The following is a 19923-nucleotide window of genomic DNA, read 5'->3' as shown; positions in this document are numbered from 1 at the left end:
CCTTAAATTCTTTGCTGTAACGTTTCATTGCGATCCCCTCCGTCTCTGTTCGTTCAGTTTAACAGATTTTTGGGGAATTTGCGACTGCACTTACAGGGTACTACTCCATAGATAGTTATATCAGAAATAGTAAAAACTAAATCCGTCGGAATGGTGGTTTCATCTAAAAAACCAATGGGGATATAACGACGCTGTTCAGATGATACTTTAGGAACAACAATATATTTATCTGGATTGTTTGTTTCTCTAAATAGGGATGGAGTTTCAGCTAATTTTTGTCGGCCAGCATCTGGGGAATTTTCCCTATCCGTCTTACATGCTTGCACCCGCTTCATTACTTCTGGCATTTTGCGAAGCTCTGCAGGGCTGACCCCAACCAACCATAAACACCATCTTTTCTTGTTGTTGATAAATTCAGCAGATCCAATGAGCTTTTTTATATATGGAATTGCGTTTGGCTCTTTGGATATAAAATCTTCATAGTCATCATTTTCAATTATCAAATGTCCGCCATCAGCAGGACGATTTCCGGTAGTCATTAGAGGAACTTCACAGAGTGGCTTATTTCTGTTGCTAATAAAAACATTCGGAGCATCTAACAAATAAGCATTTATATTTTCGGCAATTGCTACATGGTCCGATGTATATAGGCGATGTTTTTCGTTGTTTTGCGCAATACTAAACCCTACAATCACACAATGCACATGGGCTTTGACACTTGCCTCACTATCCCAGCGGAAGGTGCGATGAGCAAAGTCGATATGAATTTTAAACCGGTCATATAGCGGTTTCCAAACACCTGCAACTTGCTCGCCCTGAGTGATGGAATTTGTGGACACAAAAGCAGTACGAATATCTGTGCCTTGCATAAATGCGGATGCTTTAAAGTACCACCCGGAAACATAGTCTATTTTTCCTGCTGTTTTGTATGGCTTTCCCTTTTCATCTATGTAGATAGATAAAATATCCGTTTTCTGCTCCTTGCTTTGGAGCGAGTAGCCCACAAACGGCGGGTTACCCATAATGTAATTTAGCCTATTCTTTGGAACAACGCTCTCCCAATCCAGCCGCAAGGCGTTGCCCTCCACAATATTCGCGTAGGATTTCAGCGGAAGGAAGTCCAGAGACATGTGCATAATATCTTCGGTCTCTTTCATCATCTGGCTTTCGGCAATCCACAATGCCGTCTTGGCTACGGTCACGGCGAAGTCGTTGATTTCAATGCCATAGAACTGACTAATGGAGACCTGAATCGGATTGTTCATATCCAATATCAACTGATTATAGTTGAGCGCTGCCAGAACTTTATTTTCTAATCGACGCAAAGATAAGTAAGTCTCTGTCAGGAAATTGCCTGAACCGCAAGCCGGGTCGAGAAAGGTTAAACCAGCCAGTTTGGACTGAAATGCTTTGAGCTTGAGCTTTCGTGTTCGTTCGATAGCGATTTCTTGAATTCCCTTCAATTCCGCCTTTAAGTCATCCAGAAACAGCGGGTCAATGACCTTGTGGATGTTCTCAATGCTGGTATAGTGCATTCCTCCGGAGCGCCGGGTCTCTGGGTTCAAAGTGCTTTCAAACACAGCGCCGAAGATGGTGGGACTGATGGAAGACCAGTCGAAATCCTCGCTTGCCCGGTGGAGAATCAGATCTACGATGTTTTCATCCAGCCGAGGGATAATGATATTCTCATCGGCAAACAGACCACCGTTGACATAGGGAAATGCGGCCAAATCGTCATCCATATAGGGGTCTCTGGCTTCCGGCTTTGTATCCAGTACCCGAAACAAGTCAATCAGGGCGCGTCTGGCATCGCTCTGGTGCCGTTGCATATAGTCGTGAAATTTACCATGACCGCCGAAAATCTCCGCATCCTCGGCATACAGACAAAATACGAGCCGGACGCACAGGGCGTTCAGACTTTTCAGTGTCTCCGGGGACTCCGGATCTTTATATTGCTTCAAAAGAGCATCATATAGGACGCCAACGATTTCGCCGGCCTGTAAGGAGACCTCCATCTCCTTTTTGATATTCTCGTCCCCGGTGTTTACCAGAAAATTCAAGCGATGATATTCTTTCTCCAGCTCGTCCAGCGCTACTACTTCCGGCTCGTCATTCGGACGGTTCATATCGTGGATATGAAACTCACGGAAATTGCAGACCACAATCCAACGTGGATTCATATCATGTGGCAGATAGCCTGCATAGCGGCGGGCCTGCTGATAGGGTGTCAGCATGGAACCATCAGACTGTTTGTAGCCCCGCCGCAGGTCAATATCTGCGCCCTTTTGCTCAATAAGAACGCGGGTCTCCCGAATATATCCATCAATAAAACTGACATGATCCAGCTTCACAGGATACTCGAATTCAATGGCTTTTTCCGGTTCTTCCACGCCATAGACGTTCCGCAGCAAGTCAATCCAAAAACGCTGTGTTTCCTGTTTCTCATCTCCTCGGCCTGTCCAATATTTTGTAAAATCTTTTGCCGCCGCCCGCTGCTGCACATCTGTCATGGTAGCATATCCTCCCAGAAATAATTCTGTTTTAATTAAGCATAGCATAGACTAGTTGATTTTTCCAGACAACAACACACATTCGCGCAATTTTGCAAAGCATTAGGTTATGAGGAAACTAATCAGTATTCTTGCGTCGACAAAGCAACTTCAAAATGCAAGCTGAATTATCTCCTATCAGCAAATAAATTTATATACCTGACAAAATGTCAACTATACAAGCGGCATCAGCCGCGCTATAATAAAAATGAACTTAGGTTTTCGTATTTTTTGTTGTCATCGTATCACCGCCCAGGGGGCAGTCTGCCTTCTGAGCCGTTATAAATGAACTGGCAACCAAGAATTGACGCGATACCGCAGGTACACGCACGAAATTAGCATGAAATGAAGAACCCCAAGGACATAGAACTGCTGTGCAGTGCTATGTCTTTTTTGTACCAAGGTAAGGAGCATTTGTGTGCGAAATCAGTAAAACAGGAACAATGGAATTGCTTCTGTGCTGAGGGCGGATATGACCAGCTTACAGGCAGACGTTTTAATCCAGCCGTGTGCCGGATAGCCGTAAACACGAGAAAGCAAGGCGAAAACTTTTCATCTTTACAACACTTCTGGAGCCAACTACAATATACTTGAACCATGTCAGAGTAATTTTGTCAGAGTAAACCGCCCAGGGGATAGTATGCCCTTGAGTTGTCAAAATGCTAAGAATTCAGAGAAATCGGAAAGCTTGCAGCATTTGAACGATGGATACGAAGCTATTCTATGCAATGACTGAGAGGGGAAGCCTGTCCTGAGAAGCCTGCTTCCTCCCTTGCGAACACCGCAAGTGCACAAACTCCCAGCTTATTGTCATACGATGCTTGCATCAGGTCAGAGTATTTTTGAGTTCGTGTAGCCCGCCCGGGGAGCAGTCTGCCCGCCGGACTGTATGACTTTCAAAAATACCGAATAACCTACAACGGAGCTTATATTGAACGACGGACGTAAAACTGTTTTATGCAGTATTATGTCCGTTTTTGCGTTCAGAAAGGGATTTTATCATGATGAAAGAGAAGATTCCGAGCAGTAAGGAACCGCTTCCGCACCACAGACGGGTATCGCGTACGCCAGCACGGTACACATCAGGAAGCCAAATGCGCGTCGCCTTTGCCCATTCGCAAAAGGCGAAAACGTGTGACCCCTCACCGGCGCTGCCCATTCGCAGCGTTTTAGTTGAGGACAGACAGAGGAAAAGCATAACCCAATTTCTTCGGGCGATCCGCACAGCCGGTGCGGCCGTCAAGATGAGCTGGCGTACCCTCGCCCGTATCCGGTAGCACGGATTCTCCCCCGCACACATCGGCTGCGCTGTCGGCAGCCGACCAAGAGCGCACACGCTTCGCGTGACCGGCATTTGCCCGGCACTGCGCTCGCCGCGCACCCAAGGTGCAGCCGTTTTTGCGGCTCATGCGGCAACCAATGCTAACCAAAATTCCAACAGAGACAGAGCGGGCAGCTCACCGCTCCCCTTCCCCAGCCCGGCAGGAAACCACGCATTTTAACCGGAAACAGCGTGATAACACGCATCTAAAATGCGCAACCTTCTGTGCGGCACGGGGAAACCGGGCGGAAATCCGTCCCTTTGCAGACGGGTGAGCTGCGCCTGTCTCCCGACGCACAGGAGGTGCACTATGAAAACCTATGCCATCTATCAAAACCTGCTCGCCCAAGTCGAGCGCGTGTTCCGTCACTGCCGACAAGGCAGTATCCAGACCCGCCGCCGCTACAAAGAGGCCGTCTGCCGCTTCTGCTATTTCCTCGCAGAGGTCTACCACGTCGAGCGCGTGGCCAACATCGCGCCCAAGCACATTTACGCGTATACGGAGTTCCTCAAGGAAAACGGCCGTGCGGCGTCCACCATCAAAACCGACCTCGCCGCTATCCGTTTTTTCCACGACCAGCTGCCGAGCCGCAAACATCCCAAGCTGCCGACCAATGCGATGCTCGATCTGGAACGGCGCTCATTCGGCAAAGTCGACCGCACATGGCGCGATGAGGAGGTCAACCGCATGATCGGCAAGGCGTGGGGCGAAGGCCGCGAGGACTACGCTGCCGCAATTTGTCTGGCGCGGCATTGCGGCCTGCGCGTTCATGAGATTTTCCGGCTGGACACTGCGACCGCCCAGCGCGCCATCAAAACCGGCCAGCTGACGATCAAGGGCAAGGGCGGCAAAATCCGCACCGTTCCCCTGCTCCGCACCGCACAGCTTGAACTGGAAGCCATGCTGCGCCAGACGCCGCGTGGGCACAAGCTGTTCGTGTCGGACGCTACCCCGACCGACCTTGCGATCAACCGCTTCCAGTGCTTCCTCTACCGGCACCGTGACGCCGTGCAGATCGCTGACAGGCATCGTCCGCTGACCTGCCACGGCCTGCGCCATACATACGCGGTCGAGCAATATCTGACCTGCCGCAAGCAAGGGCTGGACGAGCACGCCGCCTGCCGGCATGTATCCCGTCTGCTGGGGCACGAGCGCGAGGACGTGACGCGCATCTATCTTGCATCCCCGCGGGAAGGGGGCGAGAAAAATGGCTGACAACCGCTGCACCTGTTATGATGACCTGCCGCTCATGCTGACCGTGCCCGAGGTGATCGATGTGCTCGGCATCGGCCGGAACACAGTGTATGAGATCATCCGCACCGGTGAGCTACCCAGCCGCCGCATCGGCAAACGCGGACAGATTCGTGTGCTGAAGTATGATCTCATTCGGTATATGGAAGGCGAACTGTAATCCCATAAAACAGCAAAGCGGTACGGAGTGTTCCGTACCGCTTTGCAATTATATTGGGTCCCTTCGATCGCTGATGCCCAGAATGTAATCCGTCGTAGTTTTATAAAACCCTGCCAGTTTGATCAAAACCTGTGTCGGAATATCGTTTTCTCCGGTCTCATATTTGGAATATCCGGTTTGTGACATTCCTAAAAATTTAGCAACCTGTGTCTGATTCAGGTCGGCATCCTCCCGCAAGTCTCGCAATCTGTTCATGGTGTTCACCTCAAGGTGAGTATGCCATAACCTAAAACAGGTTATTTACTTTTAACCTATTTCAGGTTAATATAAGTTTGAGGTGATTTTATGCCGGATTACAAAAAGATGTACCTGACTCTGTTCCGCGCGACCGAGCAGGCGATTAACACCCTGATCGAAGCGCAGCGCGCCTGTGAGGAATTGTATGTCAGCGAGCCGGAGCCGGAGCTGCGAGTTGTTCCGCTGCTCGGTCGCACAGAGGACGAAAACGAATAAACAACTTGCTGAAAAGGTAAGACTGCACAAGATGGTTTAGGCATTTATCCTCCGCAGTGGCTGCGGAGGAAGGTCTGTTTTTTATAACTCTCTTTGCAGATATACCATGTCCACCAGCCTGACCCCATTGTCATAGATCGGATGATCGTAGTAATCCGTAAAGAAGTTCTTGACCCGATGGTGCCGACAAAAGCCACAGGCCTCATAAAACAGGATGGTGGAAGGGCTGTCCCCCGTGCCGACCTGCAATATCGTATAGCGTCCCGCATAGGTTTGCACCAGGAAGTCCAGCAGAGCTTTCCCATATCCCTTCCCCTGAAACGCCGGTTCCACAGCGATATTCTTTAGCTCCAGCACACCGCTGCCTTCATCCGTCACGACACACTCCGCCTTGACGCCGTCCTCCTCCAGAACATACATCGTTCCACGCTCCAGATAACGGTCAATCATATCCTCCTGCTCATCCGCCAATAGCAGTAGGTCGAGATACTGTTTTTTATTGTTGATAATTTCCCTAATCTGCATTTTTCTGTACTCCATTCCCTTGCTATGATAAATTTCATGATATCACACAAAGTACGGCGTCGCAATTCTCCGACAAACATGACATACAGCTGTCGCATTCCTATGGTATAATACAGACAAACGCAGCGAAGGCGGTGACGCAATGAAAATGGATCGGCTAATCGGCATTTTGTCCCTGCTGCTTCAGCGGGACAAGGTCACCGCCCCGGAGCTCGCGGCGCACTTCGAAGTGTCCCGCCGGACGATCCAGCGGGACATCGAATCCCTGTGCCGGGCGGGCATCCCGATCGCCACCACACAGGGCGCGGGCGGCGGCATCTCCATTCTGGAAGGCTACCGCGTGGACCGCACGGTGCTGACCGCGCCGGAGATGCAGGCCATCCTCGCAGGTTTACGCAGTCTGGACAGCGTCAGCGGCACCCGCCGCTATGCGCAGCTGATGGAAAAGTTGTCCGCTGGAACAAGTGAGATAATACCCGGCGGGTCACACCTGCTGATCGACCTGTCCTCATGGTACAAGACCAGCTTGCCGCCCAAGATCGAGTGCATCCAGCAAGCGATCGAGCAGCACCGCACCATCCGCTTCACCTATTTCTCCCCCAAGGGCGAATCCGAACGGACAGTCGAGCCCTACTATCTGGTGTTTCATTGGTCGGCGTGGTATGTGTGGGGCTGGTGCGGGCTGCGGCAGGATTTCCGTCTGTTTAAGCTGAACCGCATGACCGGACTTTCAACAGGCGACGCTTTTTCGTCCCGCCCCGCTCCCCTACCCGATCTGGAACCCGCGCGCGTGTTTCCGGAAAAATACCGGGTCACCGTGCTGTTTGACCCATCCTGCCGTTGGCGGCTGGTAGAAGAGTACGGTGCCGACCGCCTAACTGTAGAACCGGACGGCCGGCTGCGGTTTACCGGCGGCTTTCCGGACGCGGAGAGTGTGCTGGGCTGGGTGCTGACCTACGGGGACAAGGCCGAACTGCTCGAACCTCAAGAGTTGCGGGAACTGCTGCAAGACACACTGCGCCGCACTCTGTCGCAGTACGGACAAGAGGAGGCATAACCAATGCGCTATGAATGGCTGGACGAGTACCTGCTGCAAAAACGCGGCGTGACCAAGGACTATCAGCCGGTCTGGAACTGGATCCGATACCATATCGGCAGCAAAATGTTCGCGGCGCTGTGTCTGGACAAGGCGCACGAGATCTACTACATCAACCTCAAGCTGGAGGAATGCGAGAGCGCATTTCTGCGCAGCCAATATGCGGATATCCTACCGGGCTATTATTCCGACAAGCGATGCTGGGTGTCGGTGAAACCGGACGGCGCGGTGCCGGACGACCTGCTGCGCAGCATGCTGGACAAGTCTTACGGCCTGACGCTTGCGGGCATAAGCAAAAAGGCGCGTCGGTTAGCGCTCGGCCTAACCGCCTGCGGGCTGGAGTGCGCAGGCTGCCCACTCTACCAGGGCGACTGCCCCGGCTGCAACGAGTGCGGCGGTCGGGTGTTCCACGCGCCGCTAGGCAAGCCCTGTCCGATTTTCGGTTGCGCAGTGAACCGCAAACACCGCACCGGCTGCGGTGGCTGCTCCGACGCGCCCTGCACATTATGGGAACAGATACGCGATCCGACACTGAACGAGGAGGAATTTCGCGCGTCTGTCGCCGCGCGGCTGGAAAACTGGAAGGAGGTGCCGGAAGATGCCCTTTGATTATAAAAAAGAGTACAAAGAATTCTATCTGCCACCCAAAACGCCGGGCATTGTCACTGTACCCGCCATGAACTTTCTGGCGGTGCGGGGGAAGGGCGATCCCAACGAGGATGGCGGCGCATACAAGCAGGCCATCGGCATGCTCTATGCCGTAGCGTTCACCATCAAGATGAGCAAGATGGGCAAACACAAGCTGGAAGGGTACTTTGATTATGTCGTGCCACCGCTGGAAGGACTGTGGTGGCAGGAGGGCATCCAAGGCATGGACTACGCGCGCAAAAAGGATTTTCAGTGGATCTCGCTCATCCGTCTGCCGGAGTTTGTGACAAAAGAGGCCTTTGAGTGGGCCGTCCGGGAGGCAACGGAGAAAAAGCAGCAGAATTTCTCTTCGGTAGAGTTTTTCTCGTGGGAGGAAGGGCTGTGCGTCCAGTGCATGCACATCGGCCCCTATGATGATGAACCCGCCACCGTGGCCGCCATGGAGCAATACGCCAAGGTGCAGGGCTACGCGGCAGCCTTCGGCGAAAACCGCTTCCACCACGAGATTTATTTGAGCGATGCGCGGCGGTGCAAGCCGGAGCGGCTGAAAACCGTCATCCGGCAGCCGATCAGGAGGATAACATGAAAGGCTTTACTCGAACAGAACCCCGCTTTTCGCTGTGTGGGCTGCACTGCGGCCTGTGTACTATGCATCTGAGCGGCTACTGCCCCGGCTGCGGCGGCGGAGTAGGCAATCAAAGCTGTGCGATCGCCCGATGCTCCCTCGAGCACGAGGGCGTCCAATTCTGCTGGGAATGCCCGGAATACCCCTGCCCCCGTTACGACGGCTTTGACGACGGGGATTCCTTTGTCTCACACCGAAACCGACAGCGGGACATCGCACAGGTTCGCGAACTGGGACTCGCGGCCTGCCTTGCGCAGCAGGCACAAAAACGCGCCATTTTGGATACCTTGCTGGCAGGATATAACGACGGCCGCCGCAAAACACTTTTCACCACAGCGGTCTATCTGCTACCGCTCGAAGAACTGCTCACCGTGATGAATGCGTTGGAAAGCCGGCCAGAGCTGACCGGAAAATCCATCAAAGAACGCGCGCTTGCCGCTGTGGACTTGCTGCAGCAGGCGGCAGACCGCCACGATATCAGCTTAAAACTGCGAAAAAAACCGAAAAAGGGGTGATCGCATGCCAACTTCCAAAGTGACAGTCCACTTTCCCTGCCCTGTCGAACAGGTATGGCAAACGGTGACCGACCTCACCCGCACCGCATGGCGCAGCGACCTTGCGCGGGTGGAGGTTATGGACGAAACCCATTTCATCGAACATACAAAAAGTGGCTACGCCACCAACTTTACGGTCACCGCCTGCGAGCCGTCCTACCGCTGGGCCTTTGCCATGGAAAACGGCAACATGTCCGGTTCTTGGGAGGGCATCTTCGAGGAAACAGCGGACGGCACCCGGCTGACCTGTACCGAAACCGTGAACGCCAAGCACTGGTGGATGCACCCCTTTGTGCCCGGCTATCTGAAGCGGCAGCAGAAGCGATATCTGGACGATTTGCGAAAGGAACTTGACCATGGAAATCAGACTGGCACAAGCACAGGACATTGACGCTTGGATGGCACTGGTAGAGCGGGTGCGAGATGCCTTTCCCGGTTTGGAAACGGCCGCTGCGATGGAAGAGCACCGAAAAAACGTGCTATGCTTTATTGCACAATCCGCGGCAATCTGCGCGATTGATGCAGATCGCGTTGTCGGCATCTTACTGTTTTCCAAGGAAACGGGCGAGCTATGCTTTCTGGCAGTCGACCCAGCCTGCCAGAGACAGCACATTGCGCAGCGACTGGTGTCCTTCATGCTGACCCAGATGGATGCAGACCAAGACATCACTGTAACCACCTATCGAGAGGACGACCCGGATGGGCGAGCAGCGCGCGCTTTCTACAAGCATTTAGGCTTTACGGAAGGGCGGCTGACCGAAGCGTTCAGCCATCTCGTCCAAGAACTAATCTTGAAGCGTAAACCAGCTGAACAAGCGTAAACATAAGTAAATCAAGGTAAAAATCATCCTCTTTACTTTATCCCTATCCCCTGCAATCACAAAGAGTCCACTGCACAGATGGAAATATGTGCTTTAGGCAATACCAATATTGAAAACCGATCAATCGCGACGAGCTGGCAAAACAGCGAGGCCAAAACGGCCTCGCTGTTTATTATTTATTTGCTTGTATCATGCTCTTCCCAGTCAATAATAAACAAATCATTTGGCGTACAATCCAACAGTTGACACAGTGTTTCAATGCGTTCGAGTTTAATCGAAGATGTTTGGTTGTTCACCATTCGGTTAAAGTTCTGATAACTCATTCCCAGTTGCTTGTAAAGCCAATATTTCGTTTTTCCCTTTTTCTCGAGCAGGAGCAGGACATTCAAACGCACCATAGCGAATGCCTCCATTATCTAATGTGTTAGTTAGATAATAGAGTTCCCAAATCTCAAATATATAGACTTTTACATTAGATAATGCTAAAGTCTATATATGAAGGGAGAAATGCCAAATGAAAGAAGACGCCTGCTGCTTCACCGGTCATCGCGACATCCCACCGAAAACCCTGCCAACACTCGCCGCAAAATTGGAAGCTATAGTTCTTGAACTGATTGCAGACGGCATTCGATACTTTTACGCTGGCGGGGCACTAGGTTTCGACACGCTGGCCGCTGAAACCGTACTGCGACTGCGCGACCAATTTCCGCAAATCCAGCTCATTCTTGCACTGCCCTGCCGAGAACAGACCCGCGGATGGCCTGCCGCGTCAATCAGCCGATATGAATACATGCTGCGCCGTGCGAACAAAGTGATTTACACCTCCGAACATTACACCCGCGGCTGTATGCACCGCCGCAACCGATTTATGGTCGACCACAGCGCCGTTTGCGTTGCATACTGCACCCGTGCGACCGGCGGCAGCGCGTATACGCTGCAATACGCCCGCAAATCCGGTCTGCGCATCCTGCTGCTAAACATGTAAAAAAGCAGTCTCCCGGCACCTGTTGGAGAGACTGCTTTCCACTCTATTTGACTTGTTTTCTGGCCTTTCGTCCACCGCCCTGCCGCAAGCTCTGCGCAACCGCCTCGATCGTCTGCTCGTGCGTCGTATCCAGCAGATGCGTGTAGATCATGGACGTTGTCGCGACCGTACTGTGCCCCAGCGAGCGGCTGATGTTGTAGATCGTCGCGCCGGAATAGTTCGCGAGCGTCGCAAAGGTGTGCCGCAGTCCGTGCAGCGTCAGCTTGGGCAGATGGTTCCGGCGGATGAATGTGCTGAACGTCTCGGTCAGATAATTGGGCAGATACGGCACGCCGTTCGGCCATGTCAGCACATAACCCGTGTCCTGATACTCCTTGCCGAACAGCAACCGGTTCTCGCGCTGCCGCCGCCGTTCGGCCTGCAGTACGCGCACGACTTCCTCCGGCATGTGCAGCAGCCTGGTCGAGGAACGGTTCTTGGTGTCCTTTTCGATCACCTGCGAACCGGCCATCGTGCGGGCGCGATGTACACACAAGGTTTTGCCCTGAAAATCGATATCCTTCCAGCGCAGGCCACACATTTCCTCGCGGCGCAGGCCGAGATATCCGGCCAGATACACGACCGGCTCAAGCTTATCGCCCTCGACCGCGTCCAACAGCCGTTGCAGCGAGGCGACGTCATAAAACTGCGGTTCGGGCCGCTTGAACTTGGGCGGCTCGACGCGGTCAGTCGGGTTGCGGGCAAGAACGTCCTGCATGACTGCGATGCGAAGCGCGTTGCGCAGCAGGTCGTGGTGCTTGCGCGCGGTGTTAGTCGACAGTCCGCAGTCATGGCACAGGTAGGCGTAATACTGCTGGATGCGCTGCGGTGACAGCGATTGCAGCGGGATCGCGCCCAACTGCGGAATGATGTGATTGACGATCATCTGGTTGTACCCATGAACCGTGGTCGCGGCACGGTTAGGCCGCACGACCGCGTCCATCCAGTAATTCAGCCACTCGGCAACAGTCGTGTCGTTCGGTTTGGTCAGCGTATCGAAGTCGCGCTGCACCTCGTGCAGCCGCAGCGCCTTGCGAGCGTCGGTCAGCCGCGCGAACGTGCGGGTCTTTTTGATCTGGTGTCCGTGCGCGTCGCGCCCAAAATCCAGATTGACATAGTATTTCTTCTTCTCCTCGTCGTACGAAATATTGCGCTCGACGCGCGTACGGGACATATTGCTTCACCGTCCTTCCCTTGTCAAATGGGGAGCCCGGTGCGGCGGTGCACAGCCGCGCCGGAAAGACGGATACCGGTATCGTCAGGCGCCGGGTTTGGGGCTTTATCGCCCCGCTTCCCTTGCCTGTTTATAGTGTAGCATAAGTTGAAAAAATAAATCTACCGGAATATCTACCGAAATTTTGAAACACCGTTTTCTGTTGCAAAAACAGGTTAAAAGCAAAAGATACCGCCTGTTATCAGGCGGTATCAGTTGGTATTTTGGTGGAGCCGAGGGGAGTTGAACCCCTGTCCGAAAGCACATCCACCGTGACTTCTCCGGGCGCAGTTTGTCTTTTTACATTCCCTCCATGACACGCCGGCAAACAGGCTAATCACTTCAGTAGAGTCATATTACATGACGGGGGCAACTCTTACCCCGTACACGTTCACCACTAATCGACGCCGGGTCTCAAAGCCGTGGTCCTCTCTGAGCCGACGGGCTAAGCCTTAATTAGGCAGCCTGAAGAGTATAATCGTTGTTGTTTAATTTATAAACAGTTGGAGCTTTTTACGCAGTTCCCCACTGCGGCCCGCTATCCCGGCTTCAACACCCCCGTCGAACCCGTTACGGCCCCATGTCGGGTGCATCCATCGGATGCAAAAAATCAACGATTTCTTTCCTTCATCGCGCGGTCCATCTCCCGCTTGGCATCTCGTGCAGCGATGCTGTCGCGTTTGTCATGCAGTTTTTTACCCTTACAAAGACCAAGCTCGATTTTGACACGCGAGTTTTTAAAATAGACCGAAAGCGGAATGAGCGAATACCCGTCCTGCTTGGTTTTGCCAAACAGGTTTGCAATTTCCTTCTTGTGCATCAGCAGACGACGCACGCGCAACGGGTCCTTATTGAAGATGTTTCCCTTTTCATACGGAGAAATATGCATGCCGCGCACAAAAAGCTCTCCATCCTTAAAGGTACAGTAGGAATCCTTGAGATTAATCTGTCCTTGCCGAATGGACTTCACCTCGGTGCCTGCCAATTCGATGCCCGCTTCGTATTTTTCCTCGACAAAGTAGTCATGCCATGCTTTTTTGTTGGCCGTGACCTGTTTAGTGCCTTGCTTGGACACTGCGCCCATGGCAATCCCTCCTTTTCGTGGCTTTGTTTATCATATCATGACAAACCGTGTTTGTAAAGGCATAAGAATGTTACAAATTGCGACCGAAACAGCGCTGCCGCTCAAAAGAGCGGCAATTCGCCGGTAATCGGGTCAACCTTTTCGGGCAGCGCAGGCTCAAACGCAAGACAGGTATAGGTCGGCTGACCGTGGAACTCGGTAATACCGTTGTCACAGATAAGCGCAGACAGTATCCCCGCCTCCTTGGCTTTTCGGTCGATTGCGAGCAGCGCTTCCTCCGAATCAACATAAACGCACACCTTGGCCACGCCACGCGAAAACCATTCGCTGAGAGGCGTTGCGGGCTGTGCACTTTCTGTCAGTGTTACGCCGTTTTCGTCTGCCCGAACCTGCCCGAGCCGCTGCTCCCGCTCCAGCGCAGCCAGTACCGCCGTGACGCAGGCATGCCCCGCCTGCGCTGCAATCTTGCCTTTGCGCATTTTCAAATCCCGTCGCATCACAATCATCTGCTTGGGTTTGTCCATACCTGCGCCTCCCCTGCTTATTCCACTGTATTGGTCAGCTTACCGATACCCTCAATTTCACAGGTGATTACATCACCCTTTTTCAGGAACTTCGGCGGCGTAAAGCCCATGCCGACGCCCGCAGGCGTGCCGGTTGCAATGATGGTGCCTGCTTTGAGTGTGATGCCCTTCGACAGCTCCGCAATGATTTCTGCAACCGAGTGCAATAGGTGGTCCGTGTTGCTATTCTGACGCTGCTCGTCATTTACCGTGGACGAAATGGCAAGCGCGGGCGGATAGGCAATTTCATCCGCCGTCACAATGCACGGCCCCATCGGCGTGAATCCGTCGAGCGACTTGCCGAAATACCACTGATTATGCGCCGTCTGCAAATTGCGAGCAGACACATCATTAACAATTGTATAGCCGAAGATATGGCCGGGCGCTTCGGATGCGCTGACATTCTTGCAGTCCTTGCCGATAACCGCACCCAACTCTACTTCGTAGTCAAGACTGTCCACCAGACCTTCATATGCCGGAATCGGATCGCCGCAACCGGACGCTTCGCACACGCGCTTGCTGAAGTAGACCGCCTTCTTACGGTTGACAAGGAATGCATCCTCATGAAAACGCGCGGACTCCACCGCATGGTCAGCATAATTGATGCCAAGACAAATCACATCCTGCGCCGGATACGGAATGGGCGCACGCAAACGCACGCTGTCCAATCTCAGTGCCGCACCCTCGGTCGCCTGTTCTGCATCCGACAGCCGCACCAGCTGTGCGGGCGAAATGCGGCGAATCAGCTCGGTCATATCGGGGAATGACAGGCCGAAAGCCTCGAGCGGCCAAATCAGTCCCGGCCATCCCTTATAGCCGATACCGATGCGATCGACGCCATCATTGTTCTGATATGTATATAGCTTCATACATTAGTCACGCTCCTATTGATGTTTACCAATTTTATGATAGCACAAATTGCACAAAAACCAAAGCACCTATTTGAACCTTTCAACAAGATGTGTTATGCTCTTATCAGAGCGAGTGAGAATTCTGCTGCATTGTCATTTCGCACCACATCTGTATGATTGGGGGATACGCCATGACCGGCACTTGTGAGAATTGCGCGTATAATGTATACGATGACATTCTGGATGAGTATGTCTGCGAAGCCTATCTGGATGAGGATGAATTCTACCGCCTGTCGCAGAGCAGAGGCCCTTGTCCCTATTACCGTTCCGGCGATGATTACGAGCTGGTGCGCCATCAAAACTGAGGAGAGAGTAACATGACCGAACGAGAAAAAGCAGCCGCCGGGCTGCTGTATGATGCTAATTACGACCCGGAACTGATACAAGCCCGCGCAGTGGCAAAGGACCTTTGCATGGACTACAACCAGCTGCGCAGTGCACAGAAAGCGGAACGTCTCGCGCTGTTACGCACGCTGCTGGCCACCTGCGGCGAGGATACCTACATCGAGCCTCCGTTCTTCGTGGATTATGGCAGCAACATCCGCGTTGGAAAGGCATTTTACGCCAATCACAATCTGGTTATTCTGGACGGCGCGCCGGTCACCTTTGGCGACCATGTGTTCATCGGCCCAAACTGCTGTTTTTCCACAGCCGGACACCCACTTGACACCGCACAGCGCAACGCCGGATTGGAATACGCCAAGCCCATCACCATCGGCAATAACGTCTGGATTGGCATGGGCGTACAGGTGCTGCCCGGCGTGACCATCGGAGATAACGCCGTCATCGGCGCGGGCAGTGTCGTCACAAAGGACATCCCCGCAGGGGTACTGGCTGTCGGTGTACCCTGCCGCCCGGTACGCGAGATTGCACAAAAACCACGCCGCGTCATTCTGTAAGAAATAAAAAAACCTTTGCCGACTGGCAAAGGTTTTTTTGATTTGATTAAGCGACGGCTTCCACGGTCTCTACACCATTTTCTCGATAGGTGTACACCGTAAATCCGCTGTACGTCCATACGCCGTCCTCGCCTTCCCCCATGCAGCTGGGCGAATAGCTCTTAGAACTGGGCGAACCGAGCGCTCCCTCCAGTGCAGAAGCAGACGATCCGATATATCCGGATGCCTGCGAAGCAGTCGGCTTGGCCGGTTCAGGCGCCGGTTCGGGTGTCGGCGCGGGAGCCGGAGTAGATTCCGGCTTGCTGGTCGAAGTGCTGCCGGACGAGCTGCCCGACGAGGGCTTGCTGGTCGTGCTGCCGCTCGAAGAGGTCGAACCAGACGATGTGCTGCCGCTCGACTGCGGCTTGCTGGTCGAAGTGCTGCCCGTGCTCGTACCGGACGAAGTGCTGCCAGACTGCGGCTTGGACTGAGAAGCGCCGTCCGAAGTCTGACTGCTGGAGGCATCCTTGTCCGCTTCGGTCTTGTCCTCCTCTCGGGTTGCATCCTCAGTCTTGTCCTTGTTTTCCTCATCCTTTACCGTGTCAACGGCTTCATTATCCTTTTTGTCTTCTGTAGCGGCATTCTGATTGCCGCCGCACGCTGCCAAGCTGCTGCACAAAATCAGCGCCAGCAGCAGAGCTATCATTTTCTTTTTCATATCTTTTCCTCCCGGTCGTTTCTGATTTATTCGACGGATTCCGCCCTCTGCTTGTTCCCCATATCAGGCGGATATTTGAGTAAATTTTCAAGATTCCGTTCAACAATCTCAACAATCACCGTATCCCCCGCCTGCACCTGTGTCAACGGATAGGGCATCTGCCGCGTGATAACCGCTTCGCGGAAGTCCGCAACTAGAAATGGGTGCAGCGCGTTTCCGAAAGAGTCACGGCACAAAAGCAAGCGACCGTTTTGCGCGTGCTCGCTTGCGGTTTGCATCAAAATATCCTCAGCCGTGCGCGGCGGGTTGACATAGGAAAAATCGACTTTGTACTGCTGCTGTGCCTCCAATTCGGTCCCCTTGGGATATAGCATTTCATACAGGTCTCCGCGGTGGGTATTTTCCGTTGTATAAGACGCTTGCCCAAACGGCGTATACGGCAAACCAAGTGTCTGCATCAGAAAATCATGCGCAAGCGCGGCGCCGCGGTTGGTCCAGTGCGAGTCTGTGTGCAGATACAACACCTCATCCTGCTCGGACAAAAAAGTGAACAAGTCGGCATAGTTGACCCCATATTCCTGCAAATATTTTGCAACAAGCTCGTAATTGCCCGGGGAATCGCTTTGCAGATAGCGTGCGGGCATATGCTCGGGATAAAGCGAATTCTTGTTGGGCGCGATAGTAAACACAAACCGCGCGCCGCGCGCCTCACAATACGCCTGCATATCTGCCACTGTCTGCGCAACCTGCCGCGCCTGCTCCTCGGTCAGCGTAGCATGATTCTGATAATCGTCCAGTGTCTGGGTGTAGTACAGCCAGCCATCCGATCCGTAAATCACATCCTCTGCGGGTGAGGTGGCAAGCAGCGTAGTCTGCAAAGCAGCGTTCGCCGTGACCATTTCCTGCCGCAATGCAAAGTGGTCGGCAATGTAGTCGGTCACCTGATCGAGCACTGCCGTATTCCAGCTGCCATCCTCGTTTCGCAGGACCGGCTTGGGCGACAGGCGCTCATTGGCAGCCGCCTGTGTCGGCGGCAGAAACAACATGCCCACCGAGGGAATCAAGCAAAGCAGCACAAAGGCTGCGGTAAAAATCCGGTATTTCATGGCAGCCTCCCTTAGAACTGAAAATAGATAAACGGATTGAATGTGCCTGCCGATAAGTTCAACATACAAAGCACAAGCAGCACCATCGCGCCTGCAAATGTTATGGACTCATTTTTCGGCTGCAAACGTTTTGCAACCGGAAAACTGAGAAAAAGCGCCAAAATCAGCGCTAACAAGAACGCAGGCGTAAATAATGAACATATGGTCATTGTTCCTGTCCAGTCCAGACCCACACCGGTAAACATCGCTGCAAACATCGCACCCGCTTGTCCCAGCGACTCGGCGCGGAACAGCGTAAAGCCCAGCACGACCACCAGCATGGTATACACATGACCAATCGCCTTTCCCTTCAGCCGCTGTACAGGCACGATGCCGCTGTCCTCGAGCACCGAGAACAAGCCGTGCCACAGGCCCCATAATACGAACGTCCAATTTGCACCATGCCACAGCCCGGTTGTGAAGAACACAATTACGCGATTAATCCAAGTGCGCACCTTTCCCTTGCGGTTGCCGCCCAGCGGGATATACAGATAATCGCGGAACCAGGTCGACAGCGAAATGTGCCAGCGCCGCCAGAACTCCTGAATCGTGGTTACCGTATAAGGGTAATCAAAATTTTCGAGGAAATGAAATCCGAACATCCGTCCCATACCGATTGCCATATCACTGTAACCGGAAAAGTCGAAGTAGATCTGCAACGTATAACAGGTGGCTCCCACCCATGCGGCAAACATACCGATTTCACCCGTTGGCAGTGTAAACACGACATCCGCCATCTGCCCCATCGCATTGGAGATCAGCAGCTTTTTGGAAAGCCCGCAGATAAACCGGCGGATACCCAAAGCGGTTTCGCGCGGCGTAGTCTGCCGCTGGTCTATCTCCTTTTCAATGTCGTGATACTTCACAATCGGTCCCGCAATTAACTGTGGAAAATAAGAAATATAAAGCAAAATTTTCACAAAAGAGCGAGAAACAACCGACCGATCACGATACACGTCAATCACATAGGAGAGTCCCTGAAAGGTGAAGAACGAAATGCCGATTGGCAATGCAATGCCGGTCATCGGCAATGACATACCGAACAGATTATTTATTGTGCCAATCGCAAAATCGGCATACTTGAACACTGCCAGCAAACCGATACCGCCTACGACTGCAATTCCAACGCCTAACTTTGGATGCTTACCCGCCGCCAGCAAACCACACACGTAGTTCAGTACCACACTGAGCAGCAGCAAAGGCAGATACACCGGCTGGCCGAACGAATAAAAAATCAGACTGGCTATGAGCAGCAGCAGGTTTTTTGTCCGTATACCGGGCAGTACACGATCGAGTACAAACACGACCGGCAGAAAGATAAACAAAAAGATCGCTGAACTAAAAACCATGTTGTTTTTTCCTTTTTCTCTTTATTATGCCTGCCCACTCTCTGTTTTACTCTCGTGTACATAATTTGCAATTGCGATACCGCCGCTGACCAGTGCCAATGCGCTTAAATTGCGCAGCGTCAGGATTTGTTCTCCCAACACAATGGCAGAGATTAGCGCGCCAAATACCGGGATCAAAAAACAGAACAAGCTGACCTTGCCCACTGGGAATTTGCCCAGCAGTGCCGTCCAGATGGTGAACGCCGCGGCAGACAGCACTACCATATACGCCAGCAGCAGCACACCGATCGGTGTGACCGCTCCCAATCGGCCTCCACCGAGCAGACCAACCGCCAGCAGGAACACACCGCCCATCAGCAGCTGCCAACCGGTCAGCAGCATAGGATCGCGCCCCGGTGTATAAATGCGGGAAACCAGCGCACCTGCACCGGCAGACACCGCCGACAGCAGCACCAAGCCGTCGCCATGCAGGTTAAAGCCATTCAGGCCACCCAGGCCGAGCACCAGCACCCCCGCAAAGCCGCACAGACAGCCAACCACTTTCTGCCGGTTCATTTTATCGTTCTGTAAGAACAAATGCGCGCAGATGAGTGCAAAAAAGGTCTGCGTGCCGGACAATACCGCGCCCTTGGTGCCGGTTGTGCCGGACAATCCGATATAATAGCACACATACTGAATCATACTCTGAAACAGGCAAATCCAGAAAATTGGTTTCCACTCACTTCGCAGCGGAACAATACGGTGCCCTTTGATACGCGCCACCAGCAGCACCAGCAATCCCGCCAGTGCAAACCGCCAGCCTGCAAAATACAGCTGAGAAAACGGTGCGTCCGACGCAATGGCAAACAGCTCATATCCTTTTTTGATACAGGGGGCCGCACTGCCCCACAGTGCGGTACACAAGACCGCAGGCATATATAACCGACGAATCAACCCTGTTGTTTGTTCCTTCATTTTCCCTTCCCCTTTTTCTG

General features: G+C 53.0%; 25 protein-coding genes and 1 other RNA gene. 12 read left to right on the top strand and 14 right to left on the bottom strand.

Features of this window, described 5'->3' with window-relative positions; genetic code table 11:
* Positions 1-53: 53 nt before the first annotated feature.
* A complete protein-coding gene (locus ACTQ34_RS03690; RefSeq protein WP_441362557.1) occupies positions 54-2510 on the bottom strand; it encodes a DNA methyltransferase in 2457 nt (818 codons plus the stop codon).
* A gap of 1208 nt (positions 2511-3718) precedes the next feature.
* Entirely contained in the window at positions 3719-3958 is a 240-nt protein-coding gene (locus tag ACTQ34_RS03685; protein ID WP_441362556.1) for a hypothetical protein, read from the bottom strand.
* 222 nt (positions 3959-4180) lie between these two features.
* Here ACTQ34_RS03685 and ACTQ34_RS03680 point away from each other — a divergent pair, with 222 nt between their 5' ends.
* The gene (locus ACTQ34_RS03680; protein ID WP_441362555.1) at positions 4181-5086 is read left to right on the top strand and encodes a tyrosine-type recombinase/integrase; all 906 of its coding nucleotides are present in this window, start codon (positions 4181-4183) and stop codon (positions 5084-5086) included.
* A complete protein-coding gene (locus ACTQ34_RS03675; RefSeq protein WP_441362554.1) occupies positions 5079-5282 on the top strand; it encodes a helix-turn-helix domain-containing protein in 204 nt (67 codons plus the stop codon). The genes ACTQ34_RS03680 and ACTQ34_RS03675 overlap by 8 nt, the downstream gene beginning before the upstream one ends.
* Before the next feature lie 48 nt (positions 5283-5330).
* Here the strand turns inward: ACTQ34_RS03675 and ACTQ34_RS03670 are convergent, their stop codons facing one another.
* The gene (locus ACTQ34_RS03670; RefSeq protein ID WP_300186478.1) at positions 5331-5537 is read right to left on the bottom strand and encodes a helix-turn-helix domain-containing protein; all 207 of its coding nucleotides are present in this window, start codon (positions 5535-5537) and stop codon (positions 5331-5333) included.
* Positions 5538-5627: 90 nt separating this feature from the next.
* Between ACTQ34_RS03670 and ACTQ34_RS03665 the strand changes: the two genes are divergently transcribed.
* Positions 5628-5795 (top strand): hypothetical protein, encoded by a 168-nt coding sequence (locus ACTQ34_RS03665; protein ID WP_441362553.1) that lies wholly within the window; start codon positions 5628-5630, stop codon positions 5793-5795.
* A gap of 81 nt (positions 5796-5876) precedes the next feature.
* Here ACTQ34_RS03665 and ACTQ34_RS03660 read toward each other — a convergent pair whose 3' ends face one another.
* Complete coding sequence (locus tag ACTQ34_RS03660) at positions 5877-6320, bottom strand: GNAT family N-acetyltransferase (protein WP_441362552.1); 444 nt, start codon at positions 6318-6320, stop codon at positions 5877-5879.
* A gap of 142 nt (positions 6321-6462) precedes the next feature.
* On the opposite strand from ACTQ34_RS03660, the gene ACTQ34_RS03655 reads away from it, so the two are divergent.
* From ACTQ34_RS03655 to ACTQ34_RS03630, 6 genes are read left to right on the top strand one after another with little or no spacing between them, the layout of a single operon-like run.
* Positions 6463-7377 (top strand): helix-turn-helix transcriptional regulator, encoded by a 915-nt coding sequence (locus ACTQ34_RS03655; protein WP_441362551.1) that lies wholly within the window; start codon positions 6463-6465, stop codon positions 7375-7377.
* A gap of 3 nt (positions 7378-7380) precedes the next feature.
* On the top strand, positions 7381-8025 hold the full coding sequence (locus tag ACTQ34_RS03650; RefSeq protein ID WP_441362550.1) for an MmcQ/YjbR family DNA-binding protein: 645 nt from the start codon (positions 7381-7383) through the stop codon (positions 8023-8025).
* Entirely contained in the window at positions 8015-8650 is a 636-nt protein-coding gene (locus ACTQ34_RS03645; RefSeq protein ID WP_441362549.1) for a GyrI-like domain-containing protein, read from the top strand. Before ACTQ34_RS03650 ends, ACTQ34_RS03645 begins: the two co-directional genes overlap by 11 nt.
* Positions 8647-9204, top strand: a complete 558-nt coding sequence (locus tag ACTQ34_RS03640; protein ID WP_441362548.1) for a DUF3795 domain-containing protein — start codon at positions 8647-8649, stop codon at positions 9202-9204. Before ACTQ34_RS03645 ends, ACTQ34_RS03640 begins: the two co-directional genes overlap by 4 nt.
* A gap of 4 nt (positions 9205-9208) precedes the next feature.
* Complete coding sequence (locus ACTQ34_RS03635) at positions 9209-9634, top strand: SRPBCC family protein (RefSeq protein ID WP_441362547.1); 426 nt, start codon at positions 9209-9211, stop codon at positions 9632-9634.
* Complete coding sequence (locus tag ACTQ34_RS03630; RefSeq protein ID WP_441362546.1) at positions 9600-10064, top strand: GNAT family N-acetyltransferase; 465 nt, start codon at positions 9600-9602, stop codon at positions 10062-10064. The genes ACTQ34_RS03635 and ACTQ34_RS03630 overlap by 35 nt, the downstream gene beginning before the upstream one ends.
* Before the next feature lie 176 nt (positions 10065-10240).
* On the opposite strand, the gene ACTQ34_RS03625 is transcribed toward ACTQ34_RS03630, so the two are convergent.
* Complete coding sequence (locus tag ACTQ34_RS03625) at positions 10241-10462, bottom strand: helix-turn-helix domain-containing protein (RefSeq protein ID WP_441362545.1); 222 nt, start codon at positions 10460-10462, stop codon at positions 10241-10243.
* A gap of 116 nt (positions 10463-10578) precedes the next feature.
* Between ACTQ34_RS03625 and ACTQ34_RS03620 the strand changes: the two genes are divergently transcribed.
* On the top strand, positions 10579-11049 hold the full coding sequence (locus tag ACTQ34_RS03620) for an SLOG family protein (protein WP_441362544.1): 471 nt from the start codon (positions 10579-10581) through the stop codon (positions 11047-11049).
* Between the two features lie 43 nt (positions 11050-11092).
* Here the strand turns inward: ACTQ34_RS03620 and ACTQ34_RS03615 are convergent, their stop codons facing one another.
* The 5 genes from ACTQ34_RS03615 to ACTQ34_RS03595 form a co-directional block, all read right to left on the bottom strand.
* Positions 11093-12262, bottom strand: a complete 1170-nt coding sequence (locus tag ACTQ34_RS03615) for a tyrosine-type recombinase/integrase (RefSeq protein WP_441362543.1) — start codon at positions 12260-12262, stop codon at positions 11093-11095.
* Positions 12263-12526: 264 nt separating this feature from the next.
* Positions 12527-12881: a transfer-messenger RNA gene (ssrA, locus tag ACTQ34_RS03610) on the bottom strand.
* A gap of 30 nt (positions 12882-12911) precedes the next feature.
* Entirely contained in the window at positions 12912-13385 is a 474-nt protein-coding gene (gene smpB / locus ACTQ34_RS03605; RefSeq protein ID WP_297274817.1) for an SsrA-binding protein SmpB, read from the bottom strand.
* 101 nt (positions 13386-13486) lie between these two features.
* Positions 13487-13909: an aminoacyl-tRNA hydrolase gene (gene pth2 / locus ACTQ34_RS03600; RefSeq protein ID WP_441362542.1), complete on the bottom strand. Its 423-nt coding sequence runs from the start codon at positions 13907-13909 to the stop codon at positions 13487-13489.
* 17 nt (positions 13910-13926) lie between these two features.
* On the bottom strand, positions 13927-14817 hold the full coding sequence (locus tag ACTQ34_RS03595; RefSeq protein ID WP_441362541.1) for a fumarylacetoacetate hydrolase family protein: 891 nt from the start codon (positions 14815-14817) through the stop codon (positions 13927-13929).
* Positions 14818-14990: 173 nt separating this feature from the next.
* On the opposite strand from ACTQ34_RS03595, the gene ACTQ34_RS03590 reads away from it, so the two are divergent.
* Both ACTQ34_RS03590 and ACTQ34_RS03585 read left to right on the top strand, forming a co-directional pair.
* A complete protein-coding gene (locus ACTQ34_RS03590) occupies positions 14991-15164 on the top strand; it encodes a DUF6472 family protein (RefSeq protein WP_441362540.1) in 174 nt (57 codons plus the stop codon).
* Positions 15165-15176: 12 nt separating this feature from the next.
* Positions 15177-15758: a sugar O-acetyltransferase gene (locus tag ACTQ34_RS03585; protein WP_441362539.1), complete on the top strand. Its 582-nt coding sequence runs from the start codon at positions 15177-15179 to the stop codon at positions 15756-15758.
* A 46-nt stretch (positions 15759-15804) separates the two neighbouring features.
* Here ACTQ34_RS03585 and ACTQ34_RS03580 read toward each other — a convergent pair whose 3' ends face one another.
* Genes ACTQ34_RS03580 through ACTQ34_RS03565 form a run of 4 tightly spaced genes read right to left on the bottom strand, consistent with a single transcriptional unit; the run spans position 15805 to position 19903 of the window.
* Positions 15805-16455, bottom strand: coding sequence for a hypothetical protein (locus ACTQ34_RS03580; RefSeq protein WP_441362538.1), 651 nt, complete (start codon positions 16453-16455; stop codon positions 15805-15807).
* 26 nt (positions 16456-16481) lie between these two features.
* Positions 16482-17561: an alginate O-acetyltransferase AlgX-related protein gene (locus tag ACTQ34_RS03575; protein ID WP_441362537.1), complete on the bottom strand. Its 1080-nt coding sequence runs from the start codon at positions 17559-17561 to the stop codon at positions 16482-16484.
* 11 nt (positions 17562-17572) lie between these two features.
* Positions 17573-18949 carry an MBOAT family O-acyltransferase gene (locus ACTQ34_RS03570; protein ID WP_441362536.1) on the bottom strand — a complete coding sequence of 459 codons (1377 nt, stop codon included), beginning with the start codon at positions 18947-18949 and terminating at the stop codon, positions 17573-17575.
* Between the two features lie 24 nt (positions 18950-18973).
* Positions 18974-19903 carry a DMT family transporter gene (locus tag ACTQ34_RS03565; RefSeq protein WP_441362535.1) on the bottom strand — a complete coding sequence of 310 codons (930 nt, stop codon included), beginning with the start codon at positions 19901-19903 and terminating at the stop codon, positions 18974-18976.
* Positions 19904-19923 lie beyond the last annotated feature (20 nt).

The organism is Agathobaculum sp. LCP25S3_E8 (assembly GCF_052117165.1).
In the GTDB taxonomy this organism is placed as follows: Bacteria; Bacillota; Clostridia; order Oscillospirales; family Butyricicoccaceae; genus Agathobaculum.
The sequence above is the reverse complement of the archived record's forward strand: the minus strand, read 5'-3'. Positions and strand labels throughout refer to the sequence as shown.

What these genes read in the sequence shown, in the direction of transcription:
- ACTQ34_RS03690 (WP_441362557.1), bottom strand. Translation starts at nt 2,510, where the DNA reads ATGACAGATGTGCAGCAGCGGGCGGCGGCAAAAGATTTTACAAAATAT.
- ACTQ34_RS03685 (WP_441362556.1), bottom strand. Translation starts at nt 3,958, where the DNA reads ATGAGCCGCAAAAACGGCTGCACCTTGGGTGCGCGGCGAGCGCAGTGC.
- ACTQ34_RS03680 (WP_441362555.1), top strand. Translation starts at nt 4,181, where the DNA reads ATGAAAACCTATGCCATCTATCAAAACCTGCTCGCCCAAGTCGAGCGC.
- ACTQ34_RS03675 (WP_441362554.1), top strand. Translation starts at nt 5,079, where the DNA reads ATGGCTGACAACCGCTGCACCTGTTATGATGACCTGCCGCTCATGCTG.
- ACTQ34_RS03670 (WP_300186478.1), bottom strand. Translation starts at nt 5,537, where the DNA reads ATGAACAGATTGCGAGACTTGCGGGAGGATGCCGACCTGAATCAGACA.
- ACTQ34_RS03665 (WP_441362553.1), top strand. Translation starts at nt 5,628, where the DNA reads ATGCCGGATTACAAAAAGATGTACCTGACTCTGTTCCGCGCGACCGAG.
- ACTQ34_RS03660 (WP_441362552.1), bottom strand. Translation starts at nt 6,320, where the DNA reads ATGCAGATTAGGGAAATTATCAACAATAAAAAACAGTATCTCGACCTA.
- ACTQ34_RS03655 (WP_441362551.1), top strand. Translation starts at nt 6,463, where the DNA reads ATGAAAATGGATCGGCTAATCGGCATTTTGTCCCTGCTGCTTCAGCGG.
- ACTQ34_RS03650 (WP_441362550.1), top strand. Translation starts at nt 7,381, where the DNA reads ATGCGCTATGAATGGCTGGACGAGTACCTGCTGCAAAAACGCGGCGTG.
- ACTQ34_RS03645 (WP_441362549.1), top strand. Translation starts at nt 8,015, where the DNA reads ATGCCCTTTGATTATAAAAAAGAGTACAAAGAATTCTATCTGCCACCC.
- ACTQ34_RS03640 (WP_441362548.1), top strand. Translation starts at nt 8,647, where the DNA reads ATGAAAGGCTTTACTCGAACAGAACCCCGCTTTTCGCTGTGTGGGCTG.
- ACTQ34_RS03635 (WP_441362547.1), top strand. Translation starts at nt 9,209, where the DNA reads ATGCCAACTTCCAAAGTGACAGTCCACTTTCCCTGCCCTGTCGAACAG.
- ACTQ34_RS03630 (WP_441362546.1), top strand. Translation starts at nt 9,600, where the DNA reads ATGGAAATCAGACTGGCACAAGCACAGGACATTGACGCTTGGATGGCA.
- ACTQ34_RS03625 (WP_441362545.1), bottom strand. Translation starts at nt 10,462, where the DNA reads ATGGTGCGTTTGAATGTCCTGCTCCTGCTCGAGAAAAAGGGAAAAACG.
- ACTQ34_RS03620 (WP_441362544.1), top strand. Translation starts at nt 10,579, where the DNA reads ATGAAAGAAGACGCCTGCTGCTTCACCGGTCATCGCGACATCCCACCG.
- ACTQ34_RS03615 (WP_441362543.1), bottom strand. Translation starts at nt 12,262, where the DNA reads ATGTCCCGTACGCGCGTCGAGCGCAATATTTCGTACGACGAGGAGAAG.
- smpB (WP_297274817.1), bottom strand. Translation starts at nt 13,385, where the DNA reads ATGGGCGCAGTGTCCAAGCAAGGCACTAAACAGGTCACGGCCAACAAA.
- pth2 (WP_441362542.1), bottom strand. Translation starts at nt 13,909, where the DNA reads ATGGACAAACCCAAGCAGATGATTGTGATGCGACGGGATTTGAAAATG.
- ACTQ34_RS03595 (WP_441362541.1), bottom strand. Translation starts at nt 14,817, where the DNA reads ATGAAGCTATATACATATCAGAACAATGATGGCGTCGATCGCATCGGT.
- ACTQ34_RS03590 (WP_441362540.1), top strand. Translation starts at nt 14,991, where the DNA reads ATGACCGGCACTTGTGAGAATTGCGCGTATAATGTATACGATGACATT.
- ACTQ34_RS03585 (WP_441362539.1), top strand. Translation starts at nt 15,177, where the DNA reads ATGACCGAACGAGAAAAAGCAGCCGCCGGGCTGCTGTATGATGCTAAT.
- ACTQ34_RS03580 (WP_441362538.1), bottom strand. Translation starts at nt 16,455, where the DNA reads ATGAAAAAGAAAATGATAGCTCTGCTGCTGGCGCTGATTTTGTGCAGC.
- ACTQ34_RS03575 (WP_441362537.1), bottom strand. Translation starts at nt 17,561, where the DNA reads ATGAAATACCGGATTTTTACCGCAGCCTTTGTGCTGCTTTGCTTGATT.
- ACTQ34_RS03570 (WP_441362536.1), bottom strand. Translation starts at nt 18,949, where the DNA reads ATGGTTTTTAGTTCAGCGATCTTTTTGTTTATCTTTCTGCCGGTCGTG.
- ACTQ34_RS03565 (WP_441362535.1), bottom strand. Translation starts at nt 19,903, where the DNA reads ATGAAGGAACAAACAACAGGGTTGATTCGTCGGTTATATATGCCTGCG.